Annotated in this window: 22 protein-coding genes; 13 read left to right on the plus strand and 9 right to left on the minus strand. The window is 72.3% G+C overall.

Features of this window, described 5'->3' with window-relative positions:
* The first annotated feature begins 53 nt into the window (after window positions 1–53).
* The 3 genes from KGD84_RS06535 to KGD84_RS06545 all read left to right on the plus strand — a co-directional run bounded on the left by KGD84_RS06535 (window position 54) and on the right by KGD84_RS06545 (window position 3,069).
* Window positions 54–1,550 (plus strand): NsdA family TPR-like regulatory protein, encoded by a 1,497-nt coding sequence (locus KGD84_RS06535; protein WP_220565235.1) that lies wholly within the window; start codon window positions 54–56, stop codon window positions 1,548–1,550.
* Window positions 1,547–2,029, plus strand: a complete 483-nt coding sequence (locus tag KGD84_RS06540) for a hypothetical protein (protein ID WP_220565236.1) — start codon at window positions 1,547–1,549, stop codon at window positions 2,027–2,029. The genes KGD84_RS06535 and KGD84_RS06540 overlap by 4 nt, the downstream gene beginning before the upstream one ends.
* A 218-nt stretch (window positions 2,030–2,247) precedes the next feature.
* Window positions 2,248–3,069: a MerR family transcriptional regulator gene (locus KGD84_RS06545; protein WP_220565237.1), complete on the plus strand. Its 822-nt coding sequence runs from the start codon at window positions 2,248–2,250 to the stop codon at window positions 3,067–3,069.
* A 194-nt stretch (window positions 3,070–3,263) separates the two neighbouring features.
* Here the strand turns inward: KGD84_RS06545 and KGD84_RS06550 are convergent, their stop codons facing one another.
* On the minus strand, window positions 3,264–3,494 hold the full coding sequence (locus tag KGD84_RS06550; protein WP_220565238.1) for a hypothetical protein: 231 nt from the start codon (window positions 3,492–3,494) through the stop codon (window positions 3,264–3,266).
* Between the two features lie 355 nt (window positions 3,495–3,849).
* Here KGD84_RS06550 and KGD84_RS06555 point away from each other — a divergent pair, with 355 nt between their 5' ends.
* Both KGD84_RS06555 and soxR read left to right on the plus strand, forming a co-directional pair.
* On the plus strand, window positions 3,850–5,352 hold the full coding sequence (locus KGD84_RS06555) for an MFS transporter (protein WP_220565239.1): 1,503 nt from the start codon (window positions 3,850–3,852) through the stop codon (window positions 5,350–5,352).
* 43 nt (window positions 5,353–5,395) lie between these two features.
* Complete coding sequence (gene soxR, locus KGD84_RS06560; protein ID WP_220565240.1) at window positions 5,396–5,857, plus strand: redox-sensitive transcriptional activator SoxR; 462 nt, start codon at window positions 5,396–5,398, stop codon at window positions 5,855–5,857.
* Window positions 5,858–6,097: 240 nt separating this feature from the next.
* Here the strand turns inward: soxR and KGD84_RS06565 are convergent, their stop codons facing one another.
* On the minus strand, window positions 6,098–6,937 hold the full coding sequence (locus tag KGD84_RS06565; protein WP_220565241.1) for a helix-turn-helix transcriptional regulator: 840 nt from the start codon (window positions 6,935–6,937) through the stop codon (window positions 6,098–6,100).
* Between the two features lie 304 nt (window positions 6,938–7,241).
* Here KGD84_RS06565 and KGD84_RS06570 point away from each other — a divergent pair, with 304 nt between their 5' ends.
* Together KGD84_RS06570 and KGD84_RS06575 are read left to right on the plus strand one after the other, a co-directional pair.
* The gene (locus tag KGD84_RS06570; RefSeq protein ID WP_220565242.1) at window positions 7,242–8,186 is read left to right on the plus strand and encodes an SDR family oxidoreductase; all 945 of its coding nucleotides are present in this window, start codon (window positions 7,242–7,244) and stop codon (window positions 8,184–8,186) included.
* 43 nt (window positions 8,187–8,229) lie between these two features.
* Entirely contained in the window at window positions 8,230–9,402 is a 1,173-nt protein-coding gene (locus KGD84_RS06575) for an NsdA family TPR-like regulatory protein (protein ID WP_220565243.1), read from the plus strand.
* Between the two features lie 123 nt (window positions 9,403–9,525).
* On the opposite strand, the gene KGD84_RS06580 is transcribed toward KGD84_RS06575, so the two are convergent.
* Window positions 9,526–10,494, minus strand: a complete 969-nt coding sequence (locus tag KGD84_RS06580; RefSeq protein ID WP_220565244.1) for an NAD(P)-dependent alcohol dehydrogenase — start codon at window positions 10,492–10,494, stop codon at window positions 9,526–9,528.
* A 172-nt stretch (window positions 10,495–10,666) separates the two neighbouring features.
* Window positions 10,667–11,155, minus strand: coding sequence for a glutathione peroxidase (locus KGD84_RS06585; protein WP_220565245.1), 489 nt, complete (start codon window positions 11,153–11,155; stop codon window positions 10,667–10,669).
* Window positions 11,156–11,313: 158 nt separating this feature from the next.
* On the opposite strand from KGD84_RS06585, the gene KGD84_RS06590 reads away from it, so the two are divergent.
* Together KGD84_RS06590 and KGD84_RS06595 are read left to right on the plus strand one after the other, a co-directional pair.
* Window positions 11,314–11,877 (plus strand): VOC family protein, encoded by a 564-nt coding sequence (locus KGD84_RS06590; protein ID WP_255647086.1) that lies wholly within the window; start codon window positions 11,314–11,316, stop codon window positions 11,875–11,877.
* Window positions 11,878–12,084: 207 nt separating this feature from the next.
* Window positions 12,085–12,924, plus strand: coding sequence for a phosphotransferase (locus KGD84_RS06595; RefSeq protein ID WP_255647087.1), 840 nt, complete (start codon window positions 12,085–12,087; stop codon window positions 12,922–12,924).
* Between the two features lie 283 nt (window positions 12,925–13,207).
* Here the strand turns inward: KGD84_RS06595 and KGD84_RS06600 are convergent, their stop codons facing one another.
* The 3 genes from KGD84_RS06600 to KGD84_RS06610 form a co-directional block, all read right to left on the minus strand.
* Window positions 13,208–13,867: a hypothetical protein gene (locus KGD84_RS06600; RefSeq protein WP_220565246.1), complete on the minus strand. Its 660-nt coding sequence runs from the start codon at window positions 13,865–13,867 to the stop codon at window positions 13,208–13,210.
* Window positions 13,868–14,098: 231 nt separating this feature from the next.
* Window positions 14,099–14,443, minus strand: a complete 345-nt coding sequence (locus KGD84_RS06605) for a hypothetical protein (RefSeq protein WP_220565247.1) — start codon at window positions 14,441–14,443, stop codon at window positions 14,099–14,101.
* Between the two features lie 62 nt (window positions 14,444–14,505).
* Window positions 14,506–14,850: a hypothetical protein gene (locus KGD84_RS06610; protein ID WP_220565248.1), complete on the minus strand. Its 345-nt coding sequence runs from the start codon at window positions 14,848–14,850 to the stop codon at window positions 14,506–14,508.
* A gap of 315 nt (window positions 14,851–15,165) precedes the next feature.
* Between KGD84_RS06610 and KGD84_RS06615 the strand changes: the two genes are divergently transcribed.
* Window positions 15,166–15,999 (plus strand): GNAT family N-acetyltransferase, encoded by an 834-nt coding sequence (locus KGD84_RS06615; RefSeq protein WP_255646354.1) that lies wholly within the window; start codon window positions 15,166–15,168, stop codon window positions 15,997–15,999.
* 28 nt (window positions 16,000–16,027) lie between these two features.
* Here KGD84_RS06615 and KGD84_RS06620 read toward each other — a convergent pair whose 3' ends face one another.
* Both KGD84_RS06620 and KGD84_RS06625 read right to left on the minus strand, forming a co-directional pair.
* Complete coding sequence (locus tag KGD84_RS06620; RefSeq protein WP_220559371.1) at window positions 16,028–16,870, minus strand: DUF6177 family protein; 843 nt, start codon at window positions 16,868–16,870, stop codon at window positions 16,028–16,030.
* Window positions 16,871–16,947: 77 nt separating this feature from the next.
* The gene (locus KGD84_RS06625) at window positions 16,948–17,853 is read right to left on the minus strand and encodes an aminoglycoside phosphotransferase family protein (protein WP_220559372.1); all 906 of its coding nucleotides are present in this window, start codon (window positions 17,851–17,853) and stop codon (window positions 16,948–16,950) included.
* A gap of 333 nt (window positions 17,854–18,186) precedes the next feature.
* Between KGD84_RS06625 and KGD84_RS06630 the strand changes: the two genes are divergently transcribed.
* The 3 genes from KGD84_RS06630 (at window position 18,187) to KGD84_RS06640 (ending at window position 20,964) form a co-directional block, all read left to right on the plus strand.
* A complete protein-coding gene (locus KGD84_RS06630) occupies window positions 18,187–18,789 on the plus strand; it encodes a TetR/AcrR family transcriptional regulator (protein WP_220559373.1) in 603 nt (200 codons plus the stop codon).
* Between the two features lie 38 nt (window positions 18,790–18,827).
* A complete protein-coding gene (locus KGD84_RS06635) occupies window positions 18,828–20,462 on the plus strand; it encodes an amidohydrolase (protein WP_255646355.1) in 1,635 nt (544 codons plus the stop codon).
* A gap of 64 nt (window positions 20,463–20,526) precedes the next feature.
* The gene (locus KGD84_RS06640; protein ID WP_220559374.1) at window positions 20,527–20,964 is read left to right on the plus strand and encodes a hypothetical protein; all 438 of its coding nucleotides are present in this window, start codon (window positions 20,527–20,529) and stop codon (window positions 20,962–20,964) included.
* Window positions 20,965–20,970: the final 6 nt, after the last annotated feature.

Raw genomic sequence — 20,970 nt, forward strand, 5'->3', positions numbered from 1 at the left:
CGTCGATCGGCAGTGGTTGAGGAATCTCCCGGCGATATACGACGGCGGTATGAATGAGCGGCCCCCACCTTTCGGAACGCCTCTCGATCCCCCTGTGCTTCTGGTCTCGCGCCGAGGTCCTGCACGCCTTGGAGGATCACGATGCCGGAGCCCTGTTCCGCCTCGTCCGGCAGTACTGCGGCGCGAGCCAGCAGGCGATCGGAGCGGCCGTCGACCTTGCGCAGCCGCACGTCAGTCGGATCATGTCGGGCCGGCAGCGGATGACGACGCTCCAGAGTTGGCAGCGAGTAGCGGACGGCCTCGAAATGCCGAACGATGCCCGTTGCATGATCGGGCTCGCCGACGCCCGGTCCGCATATATCGGCGGCAACTCCCGATCCGGTGCGTCGACTGCGGCAACAGGTGATCTATGGTCGGCGCCGAGAACAGTTGAGGACATCGCCGAGATCACGTTGAAGGACCTGATGAAACGCAGAGAGGCTCTTGTCGTCGGTGGCGCACTCGTCGTCGGTGCGGCGCTCACCGAGACTTTCGAACACTGGTTGCTGCCGCCCAGGGGCATCCTCGACCGCGGCAAGGGGAGGCTCGGGGAAAGCGAGCTTCGGCGGATCGAGGCCGCGACCGTGGCGCTACGGCACTGGGACGACCGCTGGCGCCTGGGGATCCGTCGCAAGGCCGTCGTCGGCCAGCTCTCCGAGGTCTCCGAACTCGCCGAGACCACTCAGTCGGCATCGGTCCAGGCGCGCCTCTTCGTCGTCATGGCCGAGCTGTCGAAGATAGCCGCGTCCATGTCCTACGACGCAGGCGATCATCCGACCGCGCAGAAGTACTACATGCTCTCGCTGCGGGCGATCCACCAGGCCGGCCCGGAACACAAGCTGTACGGTGTCGGAGTCCTGGCCGACATGGCGCGCCAGATGCTGGACACGAAGAACCCTCGCGATGCCCTCGACATCTCCCGGATCGCCTTGGACAGTGCCCAGGCGCACAAAGCGCCGTCAACGGTGCTGGCGATGCTCCGCACCCGGGAGGGGTGGTCCTACGCCGGCATGGGGCGCGCAGCGGCCTACACACGGTCCGTCGCCCAGGCCGAGGAGCTCCTGGAAGAAGGGGACGCCGATGAGCTTCCGAGCTGGGCGCGCAACTTCGACCGTGCCGAGCTGCTCGGGGTCGTCGGTGCGCGGTACCGGGATCTCGCCCTCGGGCAGGACGACAAGGTGGCGCGGACCGAGTACGCGCGATCGTCGGCCGACTACATCGCCCAGGCCCTTCGGCTGCGTGATCCGGAGAAGAGGCGCAACCGGGCGTTCGACCTGGTCGGCCTGGGACGGACCTACCTCGTTCTCGGAGAGCCCGAGGAGGCCGCGCGGGTCGTCGCCCAGGCCGCCGGTATCGAACGTGACCTCGGGTCGGGACGGGTACGCCGACGCCTGCACGACTGGCATCGCGAAGCCGCAGCCTTCCACCGGGAGCCCGCTGTGGCAGGGGTCCGCGAGGAGTTGTCGAATACCCTGCTGGCCGAACCCTCGACCTCGAAGGAGACGGCATGACACGGATCGGGATCACCGGTCACTCCAATCTGACGGCCGACAGCGTTCCCCTCGTGCGCAAGGCCCTCGCCGAGGTGCTCGCGCCGTACAGTGACGGAGACCTGGTCGGCCTCTCCTGCCTCGCCCGAGGGGCCGACCAGATCTTCGCCGAAGTCGTTCTGGAGACCGGCGGGAAGCTGGAAGTCGTGCTTCCCTCGGTCGACTACCGCGAGGCGAAGGTGAAGCCTCACGATCTCGACCGGTTCGACGACCTTCTGATGCGCTCGACGCTGGTCCGCTACATGCCGCACAAGACAGCGGGGCGAGAAGCCTACGAGGACGCGAACGAAGCGGTCCTGAGCGGGATCGACCGTCTCGTCGCAGTCTGGGACGGCCGGCCCTCCGACGGCAAGGGCGGTACCGGGGACGCGGTCGCGGCCGCTCGTGACCGGGGAGTCCCGGTCGACGTCGTCTGGCCGGACGGCACTCGGCGCGAGTGATCCGTTCCGGCGCAGAACGGCCGCTCCCCGAGGTGGAGCGGCCCTTTCGGTTCTGGGGCGGTAGCGGTTCCGGTGACAGCCGCGCCGGGATCCCGGTGTCCTGTCCCGTCCCCTCGATGGGGACCGGACCGGTGGCCTCCCGTGCTTCCTTCGATCCGGCGGCCTCTGGGTAGGGTCTTGACCCTCACACCGTGTCAGGCGGTCGACTCGGAGACACCATGTTCACCATCGGAGATTTCGCCCGGCACGGCTGCGTCTCGGTCCGCATGCTGCGTCACTACGACGCGACAGGACTCCTGCGCCCGGCCCACGTCGACCCCGCCAGCGGCTACCGCTACTACACCGCCGCCCAGCTCTCCCGCCTCAACCGGATCATCGCGCTCAAGGACCTCGGATTCACCCTCCAGCAGGTCCGGGAGATCGTGGACGAGAAGGTCGGCGCCGACGAACTGCGCGGCATGCTGCGGCTGCGGCGGGCCGACCTGGAGACCGCGAGGACTTCCGCGCAGGCCCGGCTGCTCCAGGTCGAGGCGAGGCTCCGAGCGATCGAGAGCGAGGGGCACATGCCCACCAACGACGTCGTCATCAAGAACGTCCCCGCCGTCCGAGTGGCGGAGCTGACCGCGACCGCCGCGAGCTTCGGGCCCGAGGACATCGGCCCCGTCATCGGGCCGCTCTACGACGAGCTGTTCCGGCTCCTGGACGCGGCCGGCATCGCCCCCACGGGCCCCGGCATCGCCTACTACGAGGACGCTCCCGAGGGCGGCGGCCGGATCACCGTCCACGCCGCCGTCCAGGTCTCCGCGCCTCTCCGGGACGGCGACTTCCGGGTCCTCGACCTGCCGTCCCTGGACCAGGCGGCGACCATCGTGCACCGCGGCTCGATGGACGCCGTGCTCCCCACCGCCCAGGCCCTGGCCCACTGGATCGACGCCAACGGCTACCGGCCCGCCGGGCACCCCCGCGAGATCAACCTGGAGTGCCCCGAGGACCGCGACGACTGGGTGACCGAACTCCAGGCACCGGTGACCCGGGCCTGACCGGTCGTTCCCGGACCGTCCGATCCCGTCCGGCCCGGTCCCGCCCGGTTCCGCCTGGTCCCGCCCGGACCAGGGCCGGGACCGGGCACGGGGTCGGGTGGCCGGGGCCGTAGCGCGCCCCGCCGCCCGACCCCGCCCTCCGGGGCTTCCCGCGACGGTCCGGTGCCCCGGAGGGGAACCCGCGCCGGTCCGCCTCAGCGGCCCTCGGTCCCGTTCCTGCGGGCCGCGGCCCTGGCGCCCCGCCGGCGCAGGTCGGCCCGTGCCGTCCACTCGTAGACCGCGTCGTACCCGGCGATTCCGAGCCCCATCAGTCCCAGGAGCCCGGTGATCACCGTGACCGGGATCAGGTCCAGCATCCTGGAGAGCACCGCCACGACCATGAACCCGATCCCCAGGCCCAGGCCCCACTTCCCAATACCGCTCATAACGAGCGAACCTATCGGATCCGCCCTGGCCGAGGATTCCGTGGTGCACACCGGCGTGACCGGCGATGTGACCGGTCGTGGCCGGGCCGTTCGAGCGCCTCGAGCGCCTCGAGCGCCTCAAGCGCCCCGAGCGGTCCGCCCCGCCGACGGTCTCCGTGCCGGTGACGAGCCCGGCGACGCCGACCGCTTCCGACGGGGCGGCGCCCGTTCCCGCCGTCATCCGACCGGCCCCTCACACCCGGCCCGCCTCGGCCTCTGCGTGAAAACCGGCTCTGACCAGGGAATTTGACCTCAACAGCAGTTGAGCTGATGAGGTGTTCGCCGTCTGCTTCGGAACCAGGGAGAGCGAACGGTCATGGCGAACAGCACAGGCGGAGCGGTCACGGGGGCCGCACCGCACCCGGGGCCGGCGGACCGGCCGTCCCGATTGACGCTTCCGGTGGTCCTGGTCGGCGTCGTCCTGGTGGCGATGTCCATCTCGGGAACGGCGGTGGCACTCCCGAGCATCGGCCGTGACCTCGATACCTCCGGTTCTCCGTTGAACTGGGTCGTCGCCGGTTACAACCTGGCCTTCGCCGCCATGACGCTCATCGCGGGGTCGACCGCCGACCGGGTCGGACGGCGGCGGGTCTTCGTCGTCTCGGCGCTGGTGTTCTCGGTCGGCTTCCTCGGGACGGCACTGAGCCCGATGATCGTGGCCGTCGACGTTTTCCGCGTCGTCTCCGGTGTCGGAGGCGCGGGGATCATGGCGGCGGGCGGCGCCGTCCTGGCCTCCACGTACGAGGGGGCCGCCCGCAACCGCGCTTTCGCTCTGATGGGCACCATGGCCGGGCTCGGTATCGCGATCGGCCCCACCTTGTCGGGACTGCTGATCAGCGCCATGGGGTGGCGGGGAGGCTTCGCGGCCTTCACCGTGATCGGACTGCTGGTCGCCGTGGGCGGGACCCGTGTCCGGGAGTCCCGCGCGGCCGCTTCCGAACGGACCGACCGTGTGGGCGGTGTCCTGTTCGTGGCCGCGCTGACGCTGTTGATGTTCGCGCTGCTGGAGGCATCCGCGCTCGGCTGGACCCACCCGGCCGTCCTCGTGACCGGCATCGGGGGCCTGGCCGCCCTGGTCGTGTTCGGCATCGTTCAGCGGCACAGTGCCGCTCCGGTGCTGGCACCCGCCCTGGTCGCCAACCGCGGATTCCTGGGGTGGAGTCTGGCGACCCTGACCACCTCCATCGGGTTCCTGGGCGTCCTGGTCTTCCTGCCCACCTACCTGCAGGCGGCGGCGGACCTGTCCCCTGCGGCCGCAGGGGTCGCGATGCTGTTGCTGACCGCTCCCGTGCTCGTCGTGCCCATGGCCGCGGTGGGGCTGGTGAACAGGGGGGTTCCGGCCCGTGCGCTGATCATGGTCGCCCTGCTGCTGGTCGTGGCCGGGAACCTGTGGCTGGTGACCCTGGAGGCCGAGGACGCGGTCGCCGTCGTGGCAGCCCCGCTCGTGCTGATCGGCATCGGTATGGGGGCGTCCTTCGGTATCACCGACGGCCAGGCCATGGCGCTGGTCGACCCCGACGCCGTCGGTACGGCGGCCGGTTTCCTCAACACCCTGCGGGGAGCGGCCGAGGCCCTCGTGATCGCCGCGTACAGTGCTTCTCTCGTCGGTCTCCTGTCGGCCAGGCTCGATGACGCGGACCGCGCCGCCGAGGTCGGCGCCGGACGCCTCACCGACGGAGCGGAGGCGGTGGAACTGGAAGCCTTCACCTGGTCCTGGCAGCTGACCCAGCTCGGCGTCGGCCTGCTCTGCCTCGCCCTGTCGGTCACCGTGGCCGCACTGGTCTACAGCCGTGCCACGGTGTCCCACCGGGCAAGCTGAACGCCTGAGCACCAGGACCCCGAGCACGGAGAGGAGCGAGGCGGTGCACGTCGGCCCAGACGACCACCTCACGATCGGTGAGGTCATCCGCCGGACCGGTGTGTCCGCCTCCGCCCTGCACTTCTACGAACGCAAGGGCCTGATCTTCAGTGAGCGCGGCGGCGCCAACCAGCGCGTCTTCCCCCGGCACATGCTCCGCCGGATCTCCTTGGTCATCGTGGCCAAGAGACTCCGCATCCCCCTGTCGGACGTCGCCGAGGTCTTCGCCGGCCTCCCTGTCGACCGCGCCCCCACCCACAAGGACTGGCAGCGGGTCTCCCGGCGCTGGAAGAAGCAGCTGGAGGAGCGCCGCCGTGTCATCGAGAGGCTTGAACAGGAACTCACCGGCTGCATCGGCTGCGGCTGCCTGTCGATGAAGGCATGTCTGCTCCTCAACCCCGACGACGCCCTCGGCGGCCGCGGCACCGGTCCGGTACGCCTCCAACAGCCCGACACCACCCCCTAGCCCGGCCGGGGTCCGGCTTCGGGCGGGCCCGCCGCCGACAGCGGGAGGCGTGCCGTGCTCGCGGGCCGTTCGCGGGCCGCGGACGTGCTTTCCGGCGGCCCCGGCCTTTGGGGCAGAGCCGCGGCCGACCCCGTCCTTCGGATCGGCGGTGGTGCCGCCCCTCCAGGTTCGGCGGGAGGCCGCCGACCGGCCCCGCGCACCGATCCCCGGTTCCCACCCGGTTCTCCTTGGCCGGCCCCCTCAGCCCAGCGCCTGCGCCCCGATGACCGACAGCAGCCGGAGCTTCTCGTGGCTCTCACTGCCCGGGACGGCCGTGTAGACCAGCAGCGAGTGCGACTGGCCCGGGTCGATCAGCCTTTGGCAGTGCAGCTCCAGGGCGCCGACCTCCGGGTGGACGAAGTGCTTCACGTCGTGCGGCCGCACCCCCACCTCGTGCTCCTCCCACACCCGCCGGAACTCCTCGCTCCGCTCCAGCAGCAGCTCCGCGAGGTGGGCGGCCTGCGAGTCCGGCCCCCGCAGGGTGAGGATCTGGCGCAGCCCCGAGGCGTACATGCGGGAGAGGAACCCGTGCTCCTCCGGCGCGTACAGCAGTCGCGACCCCGGGTCGGTGAACCACCGGTACCCGATACTGCGTTCGGGCCCCGTGAACCGGGTCGTGTCCCCGGTCAGCGCCACCCCCATCGGGCTCTGCCGCAGCGTCTCCCCGAGCTCGGTGACGACCTCCGCGGGCGTGTCCTCCAACCGGTCCAGGATCCGCAGCAGGCCGGGGCTGACGTGCTCGCTGACCGACCCGCGCGCGGGCGGGTTGTGCCCGGCCAGGCGGAACAGGTGGTCCCGCTCGTCCAGCGACAGGTGCAGCCCCTGGGCGATCGAGGCGAGCATCTGGTGCGACGGCTGCGGCCCGCGCTCCTGTTCGAGCCGCGAGTAGTAGTCGGTCGACATGTGGCACAGCGCCGCGACCTCCTCGCGCCGCAGCCCCTTGGTCCTCCGCCGCCGCCCCCGCAGCATGCCGACGTCCTCGGGTTGCAGCGCCTCCCGCCGGTTCCGGAGGAACTCCGCCAGTCCGGTGCGATCGATCACGGCACGCCTTCTTCCTGCCAGGGGTTCGGGGATCCGGGGCTCCGGCCTGCCGGGATCCGATGTCCATGATCGGGGCCCGGGCCCCGGAGCCTCCGGGGATCCGCCGCCGGAACCCCGCCGTGGCCTCACCACGGCCTCACCAGGGTCTTCTCCCGTGTCTACCGTTCCCGCGCGCCTCCGACAACGGATCGCCGATCCCCCCTTACGTTCGGGGTGCGACCGCGTGAGCCCCGGATCGGGAGTCCCTGGATGAGGCCTCCGACTTCGCCGATCGTGGAACCATCACGACCCGAGGAGCCGAACCATGCCCCGCCGAACCATCGACATCACCGTGCCCGACCTGACCGGGAAGCTCGCCCTCGTCACCGGGGCGAGCGACGGCATGGGACTGGGAATGGCCGAACGCCTGGCCGCGGCCGGCGCGGAGGTCCTCCTGCCCGTCCGCAACACCCGCAAGGGCGAGGACGCCGTCGCCAGGATCCGCCGCGACAACCCGGACGCCCGGGTCTCCCTGCGCTCCCTCGACCTGTCCTCGCTCGACTCGGTCGCCGCCCTCGGGGAGACGCTCCGCGGCGAGGGTCGGCCGATCCACATCCTCATCAACAACGCGGGCGTGATGACCCCGCCCGACCGGCAGACCACGGCGGACGGCTTCGAGCTCCAGTTCGGCACCAACCACCTCGGCCACTTCGCGCTCGTCGGCCACCTCCTCCCCCTGCTGCGCGCCGGCCGCGCCCGCGTCACCTCGCAGATCAGCGTGGCCGCGAGGCGGGGCGCCATCAACTGGGACGATCTGAACTGGGAGCGCTCGTACGACGGCATGCGCGCCTACGCCCAGTCGAAGATCGCGTTCGGGCTCTTCGGCCTGGAACTGGAGCGGCGCAGCCGGATCCACGGGTGGGGCATCACCAGCAACCTGTCCCACCCCGGCGTCGCCCCGACCAGCCTGCTCGCCGCGCGCCCCGAGGTCGGCCGCGACCGGGACACCCTGGGCGTGCGCCTGATCCGGTTCCTGTCCGCCCGCGGCATCCTCGTCGGCACCGTCGAGACCGCGAAGCTCCCCGCGCTCATGGCCGCGACCGACCCCGCGGCCGAGCCCGCCGTGCTCTACGGCCCCAGCGGTCCCGGGAACCTCGGCGGACGGCCCGCCGCACAGAGGCTCTACCCGCCCCTGCGCAGCCCGCAGGAGGCCGAGCGGGTCTGGGAGGTCTCCGAACGGCTCACCCGGACCGGGATCCCCGCGGTCTGACCGCCGGCGGGAGGGGCGAGGGGCGCCCGGGGACAATGGGGGCATGGCCCCCTACCCGAACCCCTGCCGCAGCGGAGGTCACCGGTCGTCCCCCCAGGGAGAGGACGACCGGGACCCGGCGGCGAGGACACGCGCCGCCACCGCCCGCCTCATCGCCCTGGACACCCGCACCGGCGCCCGGCACCTGGTCCCGGCCGCCGCCTCGGCGGCCGCGGCCGCACGCCGTGCGGTGCGCGTCGGGTCAGGGGCCGGGGACGAGGTCCGGGCCGGGGCTCGGTCGTGGATCGGAGCCAGGTCCGGAACCGGTGCCGGGACCGCACCCGGACCCGGGCCCGACTTCGACCCCGGCCACGGCCCCGAACCCGGTCCGAGGACCGGATCCGGATCCGGAGCCGACCGGGACCTGCTCGCCGCCGTGGCCGAGGCCCATCAGGTCGCCGGCTGGATCGCCTACGACGCCGAGCACCAGCACCTCTCCCGGCGGATGAGCCTGGAGGCGCTGCGGCTGGCGCGCGCCGCCGGGGACCGTTCGATGGAGCACTTCGCGCTCGCCCAGCTCGCCATGCAGGACGTGCACGTCCACCGGCCGGCCGAGGCCGCGGACATCTGCGACGCGGTGACGCCGCAGACCCGGGGCAGCGTGCGCACCCTGTTCACACTGCGGGCGGCGCGGGCCGCGGGCCAGCTGGGCGAACGGATGCGCGCCCTGGACCTGATCCGCCTGACGCACAGCCGCCACCTGGACGGGCCGCGGGATGGGGACCCGGCCTGGTCCTGGTGGGTGAACGAGGCGGAGATCGCCTGGCACCACGCCATGATCCACGCCGACACCGGGGACCGGGCCGGGGCCGTCGAGCGGTTCGCCGCCGCCACCGACCGCCCGGGGTACGCGCGCGCCGTGTTCGTCGCCCACGCGAGCCTGCTGTGGGCGCTGGCCCGCGCGCGGGCCTGGAGCGAGGCCGAGGAGGTGCTGGTCCAGGAGGTGCTGCCGCGCCTGGGGGAGGTGGCCTCGACGCGCGTCGAACGGATGCTCGCCGAGGCGGCCCGTCGGCTGGACGGCGCCACCCGGCGGCCGAGCCTGCGCGACACCGCCCACGGCCTCGCCGCCTCCCTGCGCGAGGTCGCCCTACGTGAGAACCCCTTGCGCGAAAACCCTCGGCGCGAGGACTCTCGGTGCGCACCAGAAGGGAAGGCCCCGAACACCCCGAGTTCCTAGGCGTCGCTCCCGCCACCGGGATCCGCCGAGACCCGGCTTTCCGCAACAGGCCTTTCCGTGGCGGGTCCTTCCCCTACGCCACTCCCCGTGGCGGCCCTTCTCCGGGCGGGCCGACCGCCCTGTTCACGGCTCCACGACGTCGATCACGACGTTCCCGAGCTTGCGCCCCGTCTCCACGAACCGGTACGCCTCCACGATCCGTTCCAGCGGGTAGTGCCGGTCGATCAGCGGCCGGAACCGCCCGGTCGCCAACAGGTCCGCGAACCACCGGGCCATCTCCTGGTCCTCCGAGGGGACCGGGAACCGCACCGTCCGCCCCGGCAGCCAGGGGGTCGTCAGCGCCAGCACCGCGTTCTGCCAGTACGGGCCCACGTCGGACGACGCGAACCGGCCCCGGGGAGTGAGCAGCTGCCGGCACCGCCCGTACGTGCTCTTGCCGACCGCGTCGAGGACGACGTCGTAGGTCCGACCGCCCGCGGTGAAGTCCTCGGTCTCGAAGTCGACGACCCGGTCCGCGCCCAGGTTCCGGACCGTTTCCACGTGCGCGGTCGGAGCCGTCGCGGTCACCTCGGCACCCAGGGCCTTCAGCAGCTGCACCGCGGCCGACCCGATCGCCCCCGTCGCCCCGTGGACGAGCACCCGCTCGCCCTCCACGACGCGGAGCCAGCGGGCCGCCGCCAGCGCGTAGTGCGCGCCCTCGGTCGCACAGGCCGCCGTGGCGAAGGGCACCCCGTCCGGGATCTCCGCGACCATCCCCGAGGCGGGGACCGCCAGGTACTCCGCGTGGGCGCCGAAGGCCCCCTCGTTGTATCCGAAGACGCGGTCGCCGGGGGAGAAGCCGGTGACCGACGCCCCGACCTCCTCGACCACCCCCGCGTACTCCGTCCCCAGCACGCGTCGGCGCGGACGCGTCAGGCCGGTGAAGCCGCGAACGAAGAAGGGACGGGCGGCACGGTAGGCGCAGTCCGTCCGGTTCACCGCGGTCGCGTGCACGCGGACCAGCAGGTCGCCGTCACCGGGTTCCGGGGCGGGGACCTCCCCGATCCGCACCACGTCGGGGGGACCGTACCGATCGTGCACCGCGGCTCTCATGGCACGACGCTACCGGGGCGGCCCCGGCTGTTCCAGGGGGTCGGGGCCGGATGCCGGAAGTGGCCACGGCTCCGGCCACGGGGCCCGCCCCGGACGGCGGTTCCGCCGCCTCGCCCGCCACGGCTCCGGCGTCGAGACGGCGGCGGAACCGTGGCCGGGCGGGGTGCGGCGCTCAGGCGGGCAGCACGGCCTCGACGGCCTTGACGACGTCCTCGGACTCCGGCTCCGTCTGCGGCGCGAAGCGCGCGGCGACGGTGCCGTCCGGCGCGATGAGGAACTTCTCGAAGTTCCACCGGATATCGCCGGTGTGGCCCTCGGCGTCGGCCGCGGAGACCAGCTCCCCGTACAGGGGGTGCCGCCCGTCGCCGTTCACGTCGACCTTCTCCGTCATCGGGAAGGTGACGCCGTAGGTGGTCGAGCAGAACTGCGCGATCTCCTCGGAGGTGCCCGGCTCCTGGCCCATGAACTGGTTGCAGGGGACCCCGAGCACGGTGAACCCGCGCTCCCCGTACTGCTTCTGCAGGTTCTCCAGGGCCGCGTACTGCGGCGTCAGCCCGCACCGGGACGCGACGTTGACGACCAGCACGGCCCGGCCCCGGTACTGGGACAGGTCGGCGGAACCGCCGTCGAGGGCGCCGATCTCTACATCGAAAACGGACATGTCACTCCTTGCTCCGCGGGTTTCTCCGTTGTCGGACACCTTCTCACCCCGGCTCCGGCGCCTCGCCGGGGGCACGCGCCGAAGCCGGCGGGCCGCCGCCCGGATTCCCGCGTGATGTAGGACAGGAGTCGGCCTGGACGCCTCCTAGCATCGCCACCGTGAATCACGCAGACCGAAGTGAGAGGGACGCGATGCCCGAGCAGACCGGCGCCACCCCCGAGGGCTACACGACCGTTGCCCCCTGGATCGTCACCGAGGACACGGCGGCTTTCCTGCGGTTCGTCACCGGGGCGTTCGGCGGCGAGGAGATCGGACGGGTGCTCACCGAGGACGGCCTGGTGGGCCACGCGGAGATCCGCGTCGGAGACACGGTCGTGCTGGCCTTCGACCGGCGCGAGGACTGGCCCGCCATGCCCGGCCTCCTGCGCGTGTTCGTGCCCGACGCGGACGAGGCCTGCGCGCGGGCCGTGGCGCTCGGCGGCCGGGTGGTCACCCCCGTGATGGACAACCCCTTCGGCCAGCGCGGATGCCGGGTCAGGGACCCCTTCGGCAATATCTGGTGGGTGACCGCCCACGTCGAGGACGTCACCGAGGAGCAGATGTGGGAGCGCCTGGAGGACCCCGTCCACGTCGCGGGCATGCGCCAGGCACAGGAGACGCTCGACGCCGAACTCAGCGGCCGGAGCCGCGGCCGCAGCAGCGCACCGGTGAAGACCGCCTGACCGGCCGGGAGGACCGTTGCCCCCGGAGCCCCGCCGCGGGGGCTCCGGGCCCCGGGTCCTCTGTGCGGGTCGCACATCCGGTGGGGAAGCCGGATCGTTCGGACGTGTTCGGGGGAACCGGCCCCGGGGCGGGGCCCGAGAGGGCAGGATGGCGCGGCGGGGGAGTCAACACCCCGTGCCACCGCCGTCCACCCGCGAAGGAGAACCGTGTCCCTGCTGATCCCGTCGCTTCCCGACCTGGACTCCCACTGGTCGCGCGTCGCCCACCACCTGGGCGCCCGCCCGGACACCGCGACCCCGCACCCGGGGTCCGGCGGGCACACCCGCAGCGGGCCGGTCACCACGGCCGACGGGGAGCCCGGCTGGCTGCGGATCTGGTGCGCGCCCCGGTCGGAGGGGGCGGTGTGGGAGGGGCCGGCACTGGCGGCGCACCTCTTCGACGAACGCGTCCCGCGCCCGGCGCTGCTGGCCGAGGCCGCCTGGGACGGGGAGGACGACGACCGGTGGGCGGTGCAGGCCCACCTGTACGAGCGGCTGCCCTCGCCGCCGCTGTCACCGGAGCCGGCGCTGCTCCAGGCCCCGGACCTGCCGGAACAGTGGTGGGCGGACCTGGCCGAGGCGGTGGCCGCGATCCGCGGGGTCCCCGCGCACCCCGAGCGCACGGTCATCGACCAGGGATACGTCCACCGCGTTCCGGACATCCTGCCCGAGTTCGCGGCGGAGGACCTGACCGTCCGGCACTGGGAGACCGCCCACGGAGACCTGCACTGGGCCAACCTCACGGCCGCGCCGCTGCGCATCATCGACTGGGAGGGCTGGGGCGCCGCCCCGGCCGGGTTCGACGCCGCCCTCCTGCACACCTACGCCCTGCCCGTACCGGACCTCGCCCGCCGCGTGCGCGCGGAGTTCGCGGGGCTGCTGGACACCCCGTCCGGCCGTCTGGCGCAGTTGGCCGTCGCCGCCGAGGTCGTCCAGGCCGCCGAGCACGACGACACCCACGCCCGCTTGGAGCCGTTCGTCCGCCGCCACCTCGGAACCCTCCTCTGAGCCCAGCCCGGCTCACCCCGCGACGGCGACCCGCCACCACCAATGCCCGCCGGGGGCTCAGGTGGTCCTTCGGGACCCTTACCGGAACGCTCACAGCAAGCCCCACCCTCGGAAAGCGCACGCCAGGGCTTCTCCGAGCCACCGCGTCCACGCGGGGTTCGCGGGGCCGGAGGGCGGCCGGTGTTTCCGCCGACCCCGGCCGCCCGCCTCCGCTGTGCGGAAGCGGTATCGCTCCGAGATGAACGGCTCAGGGACGAGTTCGCGGCGCAGCTCCAAAGGAGTCTTATTTCAGTCCGGCCGCGTTGAATCCTTGGCCCTCCTCGTTCGGAGGGTAGTACTTGATCCCGTACCGTTCGGGCTCTGCGTAGAACGTGGGCTCGCCCGGCTCCACCTCGACTCCGATCGAATCTTCGATCTCTTTTATGGCGGCGGCCAGTCGCGGCGCATTATTCTGATGGATCAACGGATGGGGATCGCCCGAAAAATCATACCAGGACCAGATGTCATGAATGACACCGAGGACTCCGGTGACACCGAATATCTGGACATCGACCGAGAAGTCGACAAGCCTGGGCTCCCACTTCTCGTTCCCTTGCTCGTCGATCCAGGCTCCCGGGCCCGTCATATATATCCGATACGCCCTTGATTCCGGGTGGGCTCTCGGCTGGCTGTCGGCTATGCGGGCGGCCAGTTCATCCGCTTCGAGCCGCTCGCCCGGAGGAATGGATATCGTGGAGCCGAGGCCGATCGGGCCCTTGCCTTTTTGGTCCCAGGATATCTCTATGCGTCTGGCCTCCATCAACTTTTTCGCACCGAGAACCCGAGCGGCCTTCACCGCCGTGGAGACGCCGAGGGTCAGGTCCCGGCCATCCGGGGTCTCCTGGAGCCACTCCCACGAAGCGACTACTCCGCGTGCGGATCGAAGAAGTGCCATGATGATCACTCCGGATGGATGTCGCGCTATGTCTCTTCTGAGAAGTGAGAAGCCCCTGCTGGGGGCGTCGGCTGCCTAAAGCCCGGCGCCAGAGGGTTCTCGTGCTGTATACGGCAGGTCGTGTTCCGGGGAGTTCGAGTCCTTGGTTGGTTCGACCACCCATTGTCCACGCGGCGTGGCCTCCGACACCATCACCAGTAAGAACATGGTCCTTTCGGAATCCGGCGCTCTTCGAAAAAATCATCGGGAAAGAGGTCTGTGTACTTGCGGGCGGTCATCGTCATCGAACCGCGACGCGATCTCCCAGGTCGTTCTTTCCGCCAGTAGATCGAAAAAGAACTGGACTTTCTCTGGTGCGTCGATCCACCTGGCCTGTTCGACATCTATCACGGTAGGATAATCTTCGCTCAGATCTACTTCGACTCCGACCGTGAGGTTTCCGACTTTTTCGTCCATCCTCTCAAAGGAGAACCGGAACTCCCCTTCGGTCACTTCTTGTTCCGAGTTCGATTCGGGGAAGTTTCGGATCGTATCCACAACCTCCTCGAGGTCGGCTGAAACCCAGATGAACTCTGTTCTTGACAATGGATCCTCTCTGGGATGGGTATCTCCAAAATGTCATGCGGGATTCCTGGGAGCCCCGGGCATCAGTTCAGGCGAGGCCTGTGGACAAGTGGGCGGTCGTTCTCGTCAAAACGGGAGGAGATCTCCCATCTTGTCCTCTTGGCAACCAGGTCGAAGATGAACTGGACTTTTTCAGGGTTGTCCGACCAGGTCGCCGAGAACACATCTATGGCCGTGCTGTACGGACCGGATGAAACCTCTTCGATGTGAACATCGACGTCTCCGACGTGTTCGTCTCCGGACGCAACACGGAATTCAAAAGTTTCAGGGGCATTGCTCCACTCTCGTACCGTTTCCGGAAACCCGCGCAACGTAGAGGCGACTTCGTTGGGGGTGGCTGAAACCTCGATGAACTCGGCTCTCGACAATATCCCTCCTAAGGGTTGTCCCGTAATCGTGTCCGACCTGTCAGAGCTGCTCCGACGGGCAGCAAGGGCCGGTCGGGTGGCTGGAAGGAACGGGACGACGCTGTTCGCCGTTCCTGTGTCCGGAACGGGTTGTGCGGTCACGGTGGCGTCCTGGGTGCGGGCTGCGTGCGAAGCGTGAGGCACGGGGCTCACGCACTGGCCGCCCGACCCGTGACAGCGTGTCGTTGCTGCCGGCATGCCCCGTGTTCCAGCGGACAGCCTGTGGACGGCCCGTTCCCAGGTACGGAAAAAGGACCTGCGAGCATCCCGGACGCCATGCTGGGATGGATCATCATGAACCCCGTGCGCATCCCGTCCGTCAATGCATCCGACCTTCCGCTCGCGATGGAGCTGAATCTCGCCGAGCACGCCTGCCACCTGCACCGAACCCTCAAGGGCGCGTCCGTGTCCGAGACCGACGACCTGCTGATCGCCGACAGCGGTCTCGACGACGACACCTTCAACATCGTCGCGAGGGCCCGCTTCACCCCGGGTACCGCCCCGGCCCGCGTCGCGGAGACGGCCCGGACACTGGCCGCCGCCGGCCGCCCGTTCTCCTGGTGGGTGGGCCCCGCCTCCACGCCGGGCGATCTCGCCGGGCATCTTCGGTCCGCCGGCCTGGAGGCGTCGGAAACGGAGGCGGGCATGTGGAAGGACCTGCGCGGCCCCCTCCCCGACGCGCACGCCGACGGCCTGGCGATCCGCCCGGCCACCACCCCGGAACAGCTCGGCGATTACGCCACGGTCCTCGCCGCGAACTGGGACCCGCCCGCCGCCACGGTGCGCCGGTTCTTCGCCGACACCGCCGACCGGGCGCTTGCCGACGACTGCCCCGCCCGCTACCTGGTCGGCTACGTCGACGGCCGGCCCGTCTGCTCGGCCGAGGTCTTCCTGTACGCGGGCGTGGCCGGGCTCTACAACATCGCGACCCTCGCCGCCGACCGCCGCCGCGGCTACGGCGGCGCCATCACCGCGGCCGCCCTGCGCACCGCCCGCGACGCGGGCTACGAGACCGCGGTGCTGCAGGCATCCGCCGACGGGGAACCCGTCTACCACCGCCTCGGGTTCACCGTCAGCGGCCACTTCACCGAGTACGCCCTCACCCCCTGACCCATCACGGCACCTGCTCCGCTGCCCATCAACACGCGATCTCGACGGCACGGCCCAGGGCCGGGGTGAACGGATCGCTGTGCACGACGGAGGCGTCCAGTACGAGCCGGGTCCCGGTGAGGGAGGACGCCCGCTCCACGAACTCCGGAACCGGGCGGACGTCCGGTTCCCCGGCGGCCCAGCCCAGGCCGACCGGTTCCTTCTCGGACAGGAAGCCGTGGGTGTCGTCCCAGTGCACCGGCAGGCCGGTGAGACCGTCGTGGCAGGCGCCGGAGTCGTCGCGCACCACCCAGCGCCCCAGCGCCGAGGCCAGGAGGGTCCGTGTTCCGTAGGTCAGCCGTGAGGCGGACGGGGTGAGCACGTGGAGCGTCCGCTGCCGGGCCCGGGTGGCGACGGCGTCGGCGAGCCAGGAGGAGAACGGCACCACCGGCCGGTCCTGGACGACCAGGAGGGCGCGGTCCGCGGAGCGTTCCGCCGCCGGGTGCTCCGTCTCCTCCCACAGGCCGGCGTCGGCCCTCCCCGAGGTCCACACCGCGCCGCCGAGCCGCAGCACCAGGCCGTCGGCGAGGTCGTGCGCCGCCTTCCGTCCCGCCTCGTCGGGGCGGGAGCGGATCTCGACCCACCAGCAGGGGGCGGGAAGGTTCGCGGCGAGGTCGGAGCCGAGGAGGCGGTCGACCTCGTCCCGGTTCTCCACACGGAGCCCGGGCTCGAAGGTGGCCAGGAGGCGACCGCCGGCGTCCTTGATCTGGAGGAGGTCGGTGTCGTCCCGGTACCGGTGCAGGAACAGCTCGGGGTCGACGCGCCGGAGGGCCCGGGCGACCGCCTGCTCGTCGGGTTCGGCGGCCACCAGGGCGACGACGTCGTGGCTCAACGGCACTCCTCGGGGCTGGGGACGGACCGGCCGTGAGGCGGGCGGGTCACCGTGCGCCGACGAGCATACTCATAACGTTACGAACCGCCCGTTCTGGGTCCGGCGGGCAGGCGGGAGAGGGCGGCTTCTCCGGCGGGACGCCAGGTGGGCTTGCCGCCGGGGAGGCCCCGGTCGCCGGCGCGGCCGATGGCGATGAGGTCGAGGGCGCGCAGCAGCGCCCATCCCCGGGCGCGGCGGACGGTGGCCGGGTCGGCGCGGGCGTACGCGGAGAAGAACGCCGCGTCCGCGCCCGCGGGCAGCAGGAGCCAGGCCGCCGAGAGGTCGGTCGCCGGGTCTCCGGCGCACATGTCGCCGAAGTCGATCACCCCCGCCAGGGTGCCGTCCGCTATGACGGTGTTGGCCGGGTGCAGGTCGCCGTGGATCCACACCGGCGGCCGGTCCCAGGCGGGGGCCGCCAGCGCGTCGTCCCACACCCGGCGGAGCCGGTCGGTGCCGTCGCCGGGGTCCAGGGAGTCCAGCCCCCGCTCGGCCGCCTCGGCGAGGCGCTCCAGGGGGACGCCGCGGTCGGGGCCGAGTGGTGCGTCGTCGGGGGCCCGGTGGTGGAGGGCGGACAGGAAGCCGGCCAGGGCCCCGGCGGCGTGCGGGCCGCGGGTGACCGGCGACCGGTCGCCCGGGCCGCCCGGGACCCAGGTGGCGACGGTCCACGTGTCGGGGAAGCGCGCGGTGGGCTCGCCGACCCGGACCGGCACCGGCACGGGCAGGGGCAGGCGGGGCGCCAGCAGCGGCAGCCAGCGGTGCTCCTTCCGGAGCAGGGAGGACGCGCGCGGCGTGCGCGGCAGGCGCACCGCCAGGTCCTCGCCGAGCCGCCACATCCGGTTGTCCCAGCCTCCGTCGACCGGCTCCAGTTCCAGCCCCGCCAGGTCCGGGTGCTGCTCCTTCAGCAGCCCGCGCACCAGCTCGCCGTCGAGCGTGACGTCCTCCATCGGCCTCCCCTTCGTCGTTGTTCCGCCTGCTCCGTGCGGTGGGCCGGTCGGAGGCCGTGTCCGGAGGGGCCCGGGGATCCGCGTGCGGGCGGGGGCCTCCTGCCCGCCGGGTCCGGGTTCGCGGCGCCGCTCGACGAGTGCATCGACGGCGGGGCCGCGGGGTCTCCGGGGCCGCTCATGGCGGGCCTGCGGCCCGACGGGCACCGGAGCGCGGGTATCCGCATACTCCCGGTCGGCGCCCCGCGCGGCAACCCCCGGCCCGGGCGGTTCCGGGCCTTGTGAAAACGAACAGCGCTCGTTTAATGTGGCCCGACCACCCCCGAGGAGGCCGCCGTGGGACGACCCCGCACCCCCCTCCTGAGCCCCGAGCGCATCACGCAGGCGGCCCTGGAGATCGTCCGCGAGCAGGGCGACTTCACCGTCGCCGGGCTCGCCGCGCACCTGGGCGTGCGGGTCTCCTCGCTCTACAACCACGTCCGCTCCAAGTCCGAGATCATCCAGGCCATCCGCCGCGACCGCCTCCTGCCCGCGCTGGAGCGGCTCCGGGACGAACCCGATCCCCGGCGCCTGCTCGAACTGCTCGTCCTGGACTACTACGACTTCCTCAGCCGGGTCCCGCAGCTCGTCCCGCTGCTCGTCTCCGAGCCGATCCGGCAGCCGGAGATGATCGCGTACTACGACCTGATCGCCCGCTCGATCGCCCGCATGGGGGTGCCCGAGGACGAGGTCATGCCCGCCCTCGGCCTCCTGGAGGGCTACGTGCTCGGCGCCGCCGTGGACCTGGGCTCGAAGCCCTTCGACCCGCGGGACACGGGCGGGGCGCCGCACCTGGGCGCGGCCCTGTCCCACCGGGACGCCGACGACCCGCGCAGGCTCCGCTCCTTCGAGGCCGGCCTCGCGATCGCGCTGCGCGGCCTGGCCGCCGGCGTCCCCTGAGCGGACCCGTCCGCCCCCACCCCCCGAGGAGACCGCACTTGACGAACATCCTGATCCGCGACGGTGTCCTGTTCTCCGGCGGACGCCTCCTGGAGGCCACCGCCCTGGCCGTCCGGGACGGCCGGATCGCCGCCGTCGGAACCGAGGAGGAGGCCCGCGCCGCGGCCGGGCCCGGTGCCGCGGTGGTCGACGCCGCCGGCGGCCTGGTGACGCCGGGCTTCGCCGACGCCCACGTCCACGCCTGCTTCGGCGGGGTGGAGGCCGCCCGCTGCGACCTCACCGGGGCCGCCACCGCCCGGGACTGCCTGGACGCGATCCGCGCCTACGCCGACGCCCACCCCGACACCCCCGGCGGCTGGGTGCTGGGCGGCGGCTGGGGCATGGCGCTGTTCAGCGGCGGCACCCCCACGCGGGACCTGCTGGACGCGGTGGTCCCCGACCGGCCCGTGTTCGTCATCAACGCCGACCACCACGGCGCCTGGGCCAACAGCCGCGCCCTCGCCCTGGCCGGGGTCGGCGCCGACACCCCCGACCCCGCGGACGGCCGCATCGAGCGGGACGCCGACGGCGCCCCGTCGGGCACCCTGCACGAGGGGGCGATGGACCTGGTGGGACGGGTGGTCCCGCCCACGACGGCGGCGGAGTGCGAGGCCGGTGTGCTCACCGCTCAGGAGTACCTGCTCTCGCTCGGGGTGACCGCCTGGCACGAGGCGATCGTCGGCGAGTACGCCGGGTACCCCGACATCGCGCCCGCCTACGCAGCCCTGGCCTCCGCAGGAAGCCTGCGCGCCCGGGTGACCGGCGCGGTGTGGGTGCCGCGGGGGCTCGCCCCCGACGGCGTGGACGACTTCGTGGCCGCCCTGCGCGCCCGCCGGGACGGGCCGGGCCTGCGCCTGGACACCGCCAAGATCATGGTGGACGGGGTCGCCGAGAACCGCACCGCCGCCCTGCACGACCCCTACCTGTCGCCCTGCGCCTGCGGCGGCCCCGAACGCGGCCTCGCCTACTTCGGCCAGGACCTGCTCGACGCGCTCGTGCCCGCGCTCAACGCCGCCGGGATCGCCGCCCACTTCCACGCGATCGGCGACCGCGCCGTCACCATGGCGCTCGACGCGGTCCGGCGCGTGGCGCCCGGGCACCGCGCCCGGGTGCGCAACCACCTCGCCCACCTCCAGGTCGTCGACCCCCGCGACGTCCCCCGGTTCCGGGAGCTGGGGGTCACGGTCAACATGCAGGCCCTGTGGGCGTGCGTCGAGGAGCAGATGACCGGGCTGACGCTGCCGCTCCTGGGACCCGAACGCGCCCGGTGGCAGTACCCCTTCGGCTCGCTCGCCGCCGACGGGGCGGACCTGGCCATGGGCTCGGACTGGCCGGTGTCCACCCCCGACCCCTGGCAGGCGGTCCACGTCGCCGTGAACCGCCGTTCGCCCGGTGACACGGTGTCCCCGCCGCTCGAGGCGGGGGAGGCGCTGCCCCTGGCCCTGGCTCTGGAGGCGTACACGGCCGGGTCGCACCGGCTGCTCGGGTTCGCCGACTCCGGCCTCCTGGAGGCGGGAAGGGCCGCCGACCTGTGCGTCGCCGACCGGAATCCCTTCTCGGGCCGACCGGAGGACGTCCACCTCACCCGCAACCGGCTGACCGTCCTGGACGGGCGGATCGTCCACGGCGGCTGAGCGGAGCCCCGGCCCCCGGCCCGCCCACGCCCGCCCGGCACGGCCCGGCGCTAGGGTCGGGCGCATGATCGAGGAGCTGTGGGCCGCGGGGGAGATGCCCTTCCGCGACGGCCTGTACCGGCCGGACGACACCGCGCTGGAGGCCGACGCCCCCGGGCCCGGCGCCTACCATCCGGACGCCGGGCGGCCGATCCCCTTCCGCCTGGGTGGACCGATGGACGTGTCCCGGGCCCTGGAGGAGGACGGGGCCAACGGCGCCGACCCCTGGTTCGAGTCCCCGCTGCCGGACGGCCTGGGGTGGCTGACCGGCGGTGGCGGCGGGATGGGCAACATCGGGTTCCTCGCCCGCCTGGGCCCCGACCGATCCCTGCGGTGGGTCCTGCCCCTGTTCCGCTCCAACCCGTTCACGGGGGTGAGCTACGAGGGGGAGACCGCCGTGGCGGTCAACGACTGGGGCAACCTCCTGCGCCTGGACCTCTCCGCCGGCCCGCTGCGCGCCTGAGCGCCG

The organism is Nocardiopsis changdeensis (genome assembly GCF_018316655.1).
Lineage (GTDB): Bacteria > Actinomycetota > Actinomycetes > Streptosporangiales > Streptosporangiaceae > Nocardiopsis > Nocardiopsis changdeensis.

What these genes read in the sequence shown, in the direction of transcription:
- KGD84_RS06535 (WP_220565235.1), top strand. Translation starts at nt 54, where the DNA reads ATGAGCGGCCCCCACCTTTCGGAACGCCTCTCGATCCCCCTGTGCTTC.
- KGD84_RS06540 (WP_220565236.1), top strand. Translation starts at nt 1,547, where the DNA reads ATGACACGGATCGGGATCACCGGTCACTCCAATCTGACGGCCGACAGC.
- KGD84_RS06545 (WP_220565237.1), top strand. Translation starts at nt 2,248, where the DNA reads ATGTTCACCATCGGAGATTTCGCCCGGCACGGCTGCGTCTCGGTCCGC.
- KGD84_RS06550 (WP_220565238.1), bottom strand. Translation starts at nt 3,494, where the DNA reads ATGAGCGGTATTGGGAAGTGGGGCCTGGGCCTGGGGATCGGGTTCATG.
- KGD84_RS06555 (WP_220565239.1), top strand. Translation starts at nt 3,850, where the DNA reads ATGGCGAACAGCACAGGCGGAGCGGTCACGGGGGCCGCACCGCACCCG.
- KGD84_RS06570 (WP_220565242.1), top strand. Translation starts at nt 7,242, where the DNA reads ATGCCCCGCCGAACCATCGACATCACCGTGCCCGACCTGACCGGGAAG.
- KGD84_RS06575 (WP_220565243.1), top strand. Translation starts at nt 8,230, where the DNA reads ATGGCCCCCTACCCGAACCCCTGCCGCAGCGGAGGTCACCGGTCGTCC.
- KGD84_RS06580 (WP_220565244.1), bottom strand. Translation starts at nt 10,494, where the DNA reads ATGAGAGCCGCGGTGCACGATCGGTACGGTCCCCCCGACGTGGTGCGG.
- KGD84_RS06585 (WP_220565245.1), bottom strand. Translation starts at nt 11,155, where the DNA reads ATGTCCGTTTTCGATGTAGAGATCGGCGCCCTCGACGGCGGTTCCGCC.
- KGD84_RS06615 (WP_255646354.1), top strand. Translation starts at nt 15,166, where the DNA reads ATGCTGGGATGGATCATCATGAACCCCGTGCGCATCCCGTCCGTCAAT.
- KGD84_RS06625 (WP_220559372.1), bottom strand. Translation starts at nt 17,853, where the DNA reads ATGGAGGACGTCACGCTCGACGGCGAGCTGGTGCGCGGGCTGCTGAAG.
- KGD84_RS06640 (WP_220559374.1), top strand. Translation starts at nt 20,527, where the DNA reads ATGATCGAGGAGCTGTGGGCCGCGGGGGAGATGCCCTTCCGCGACGGC.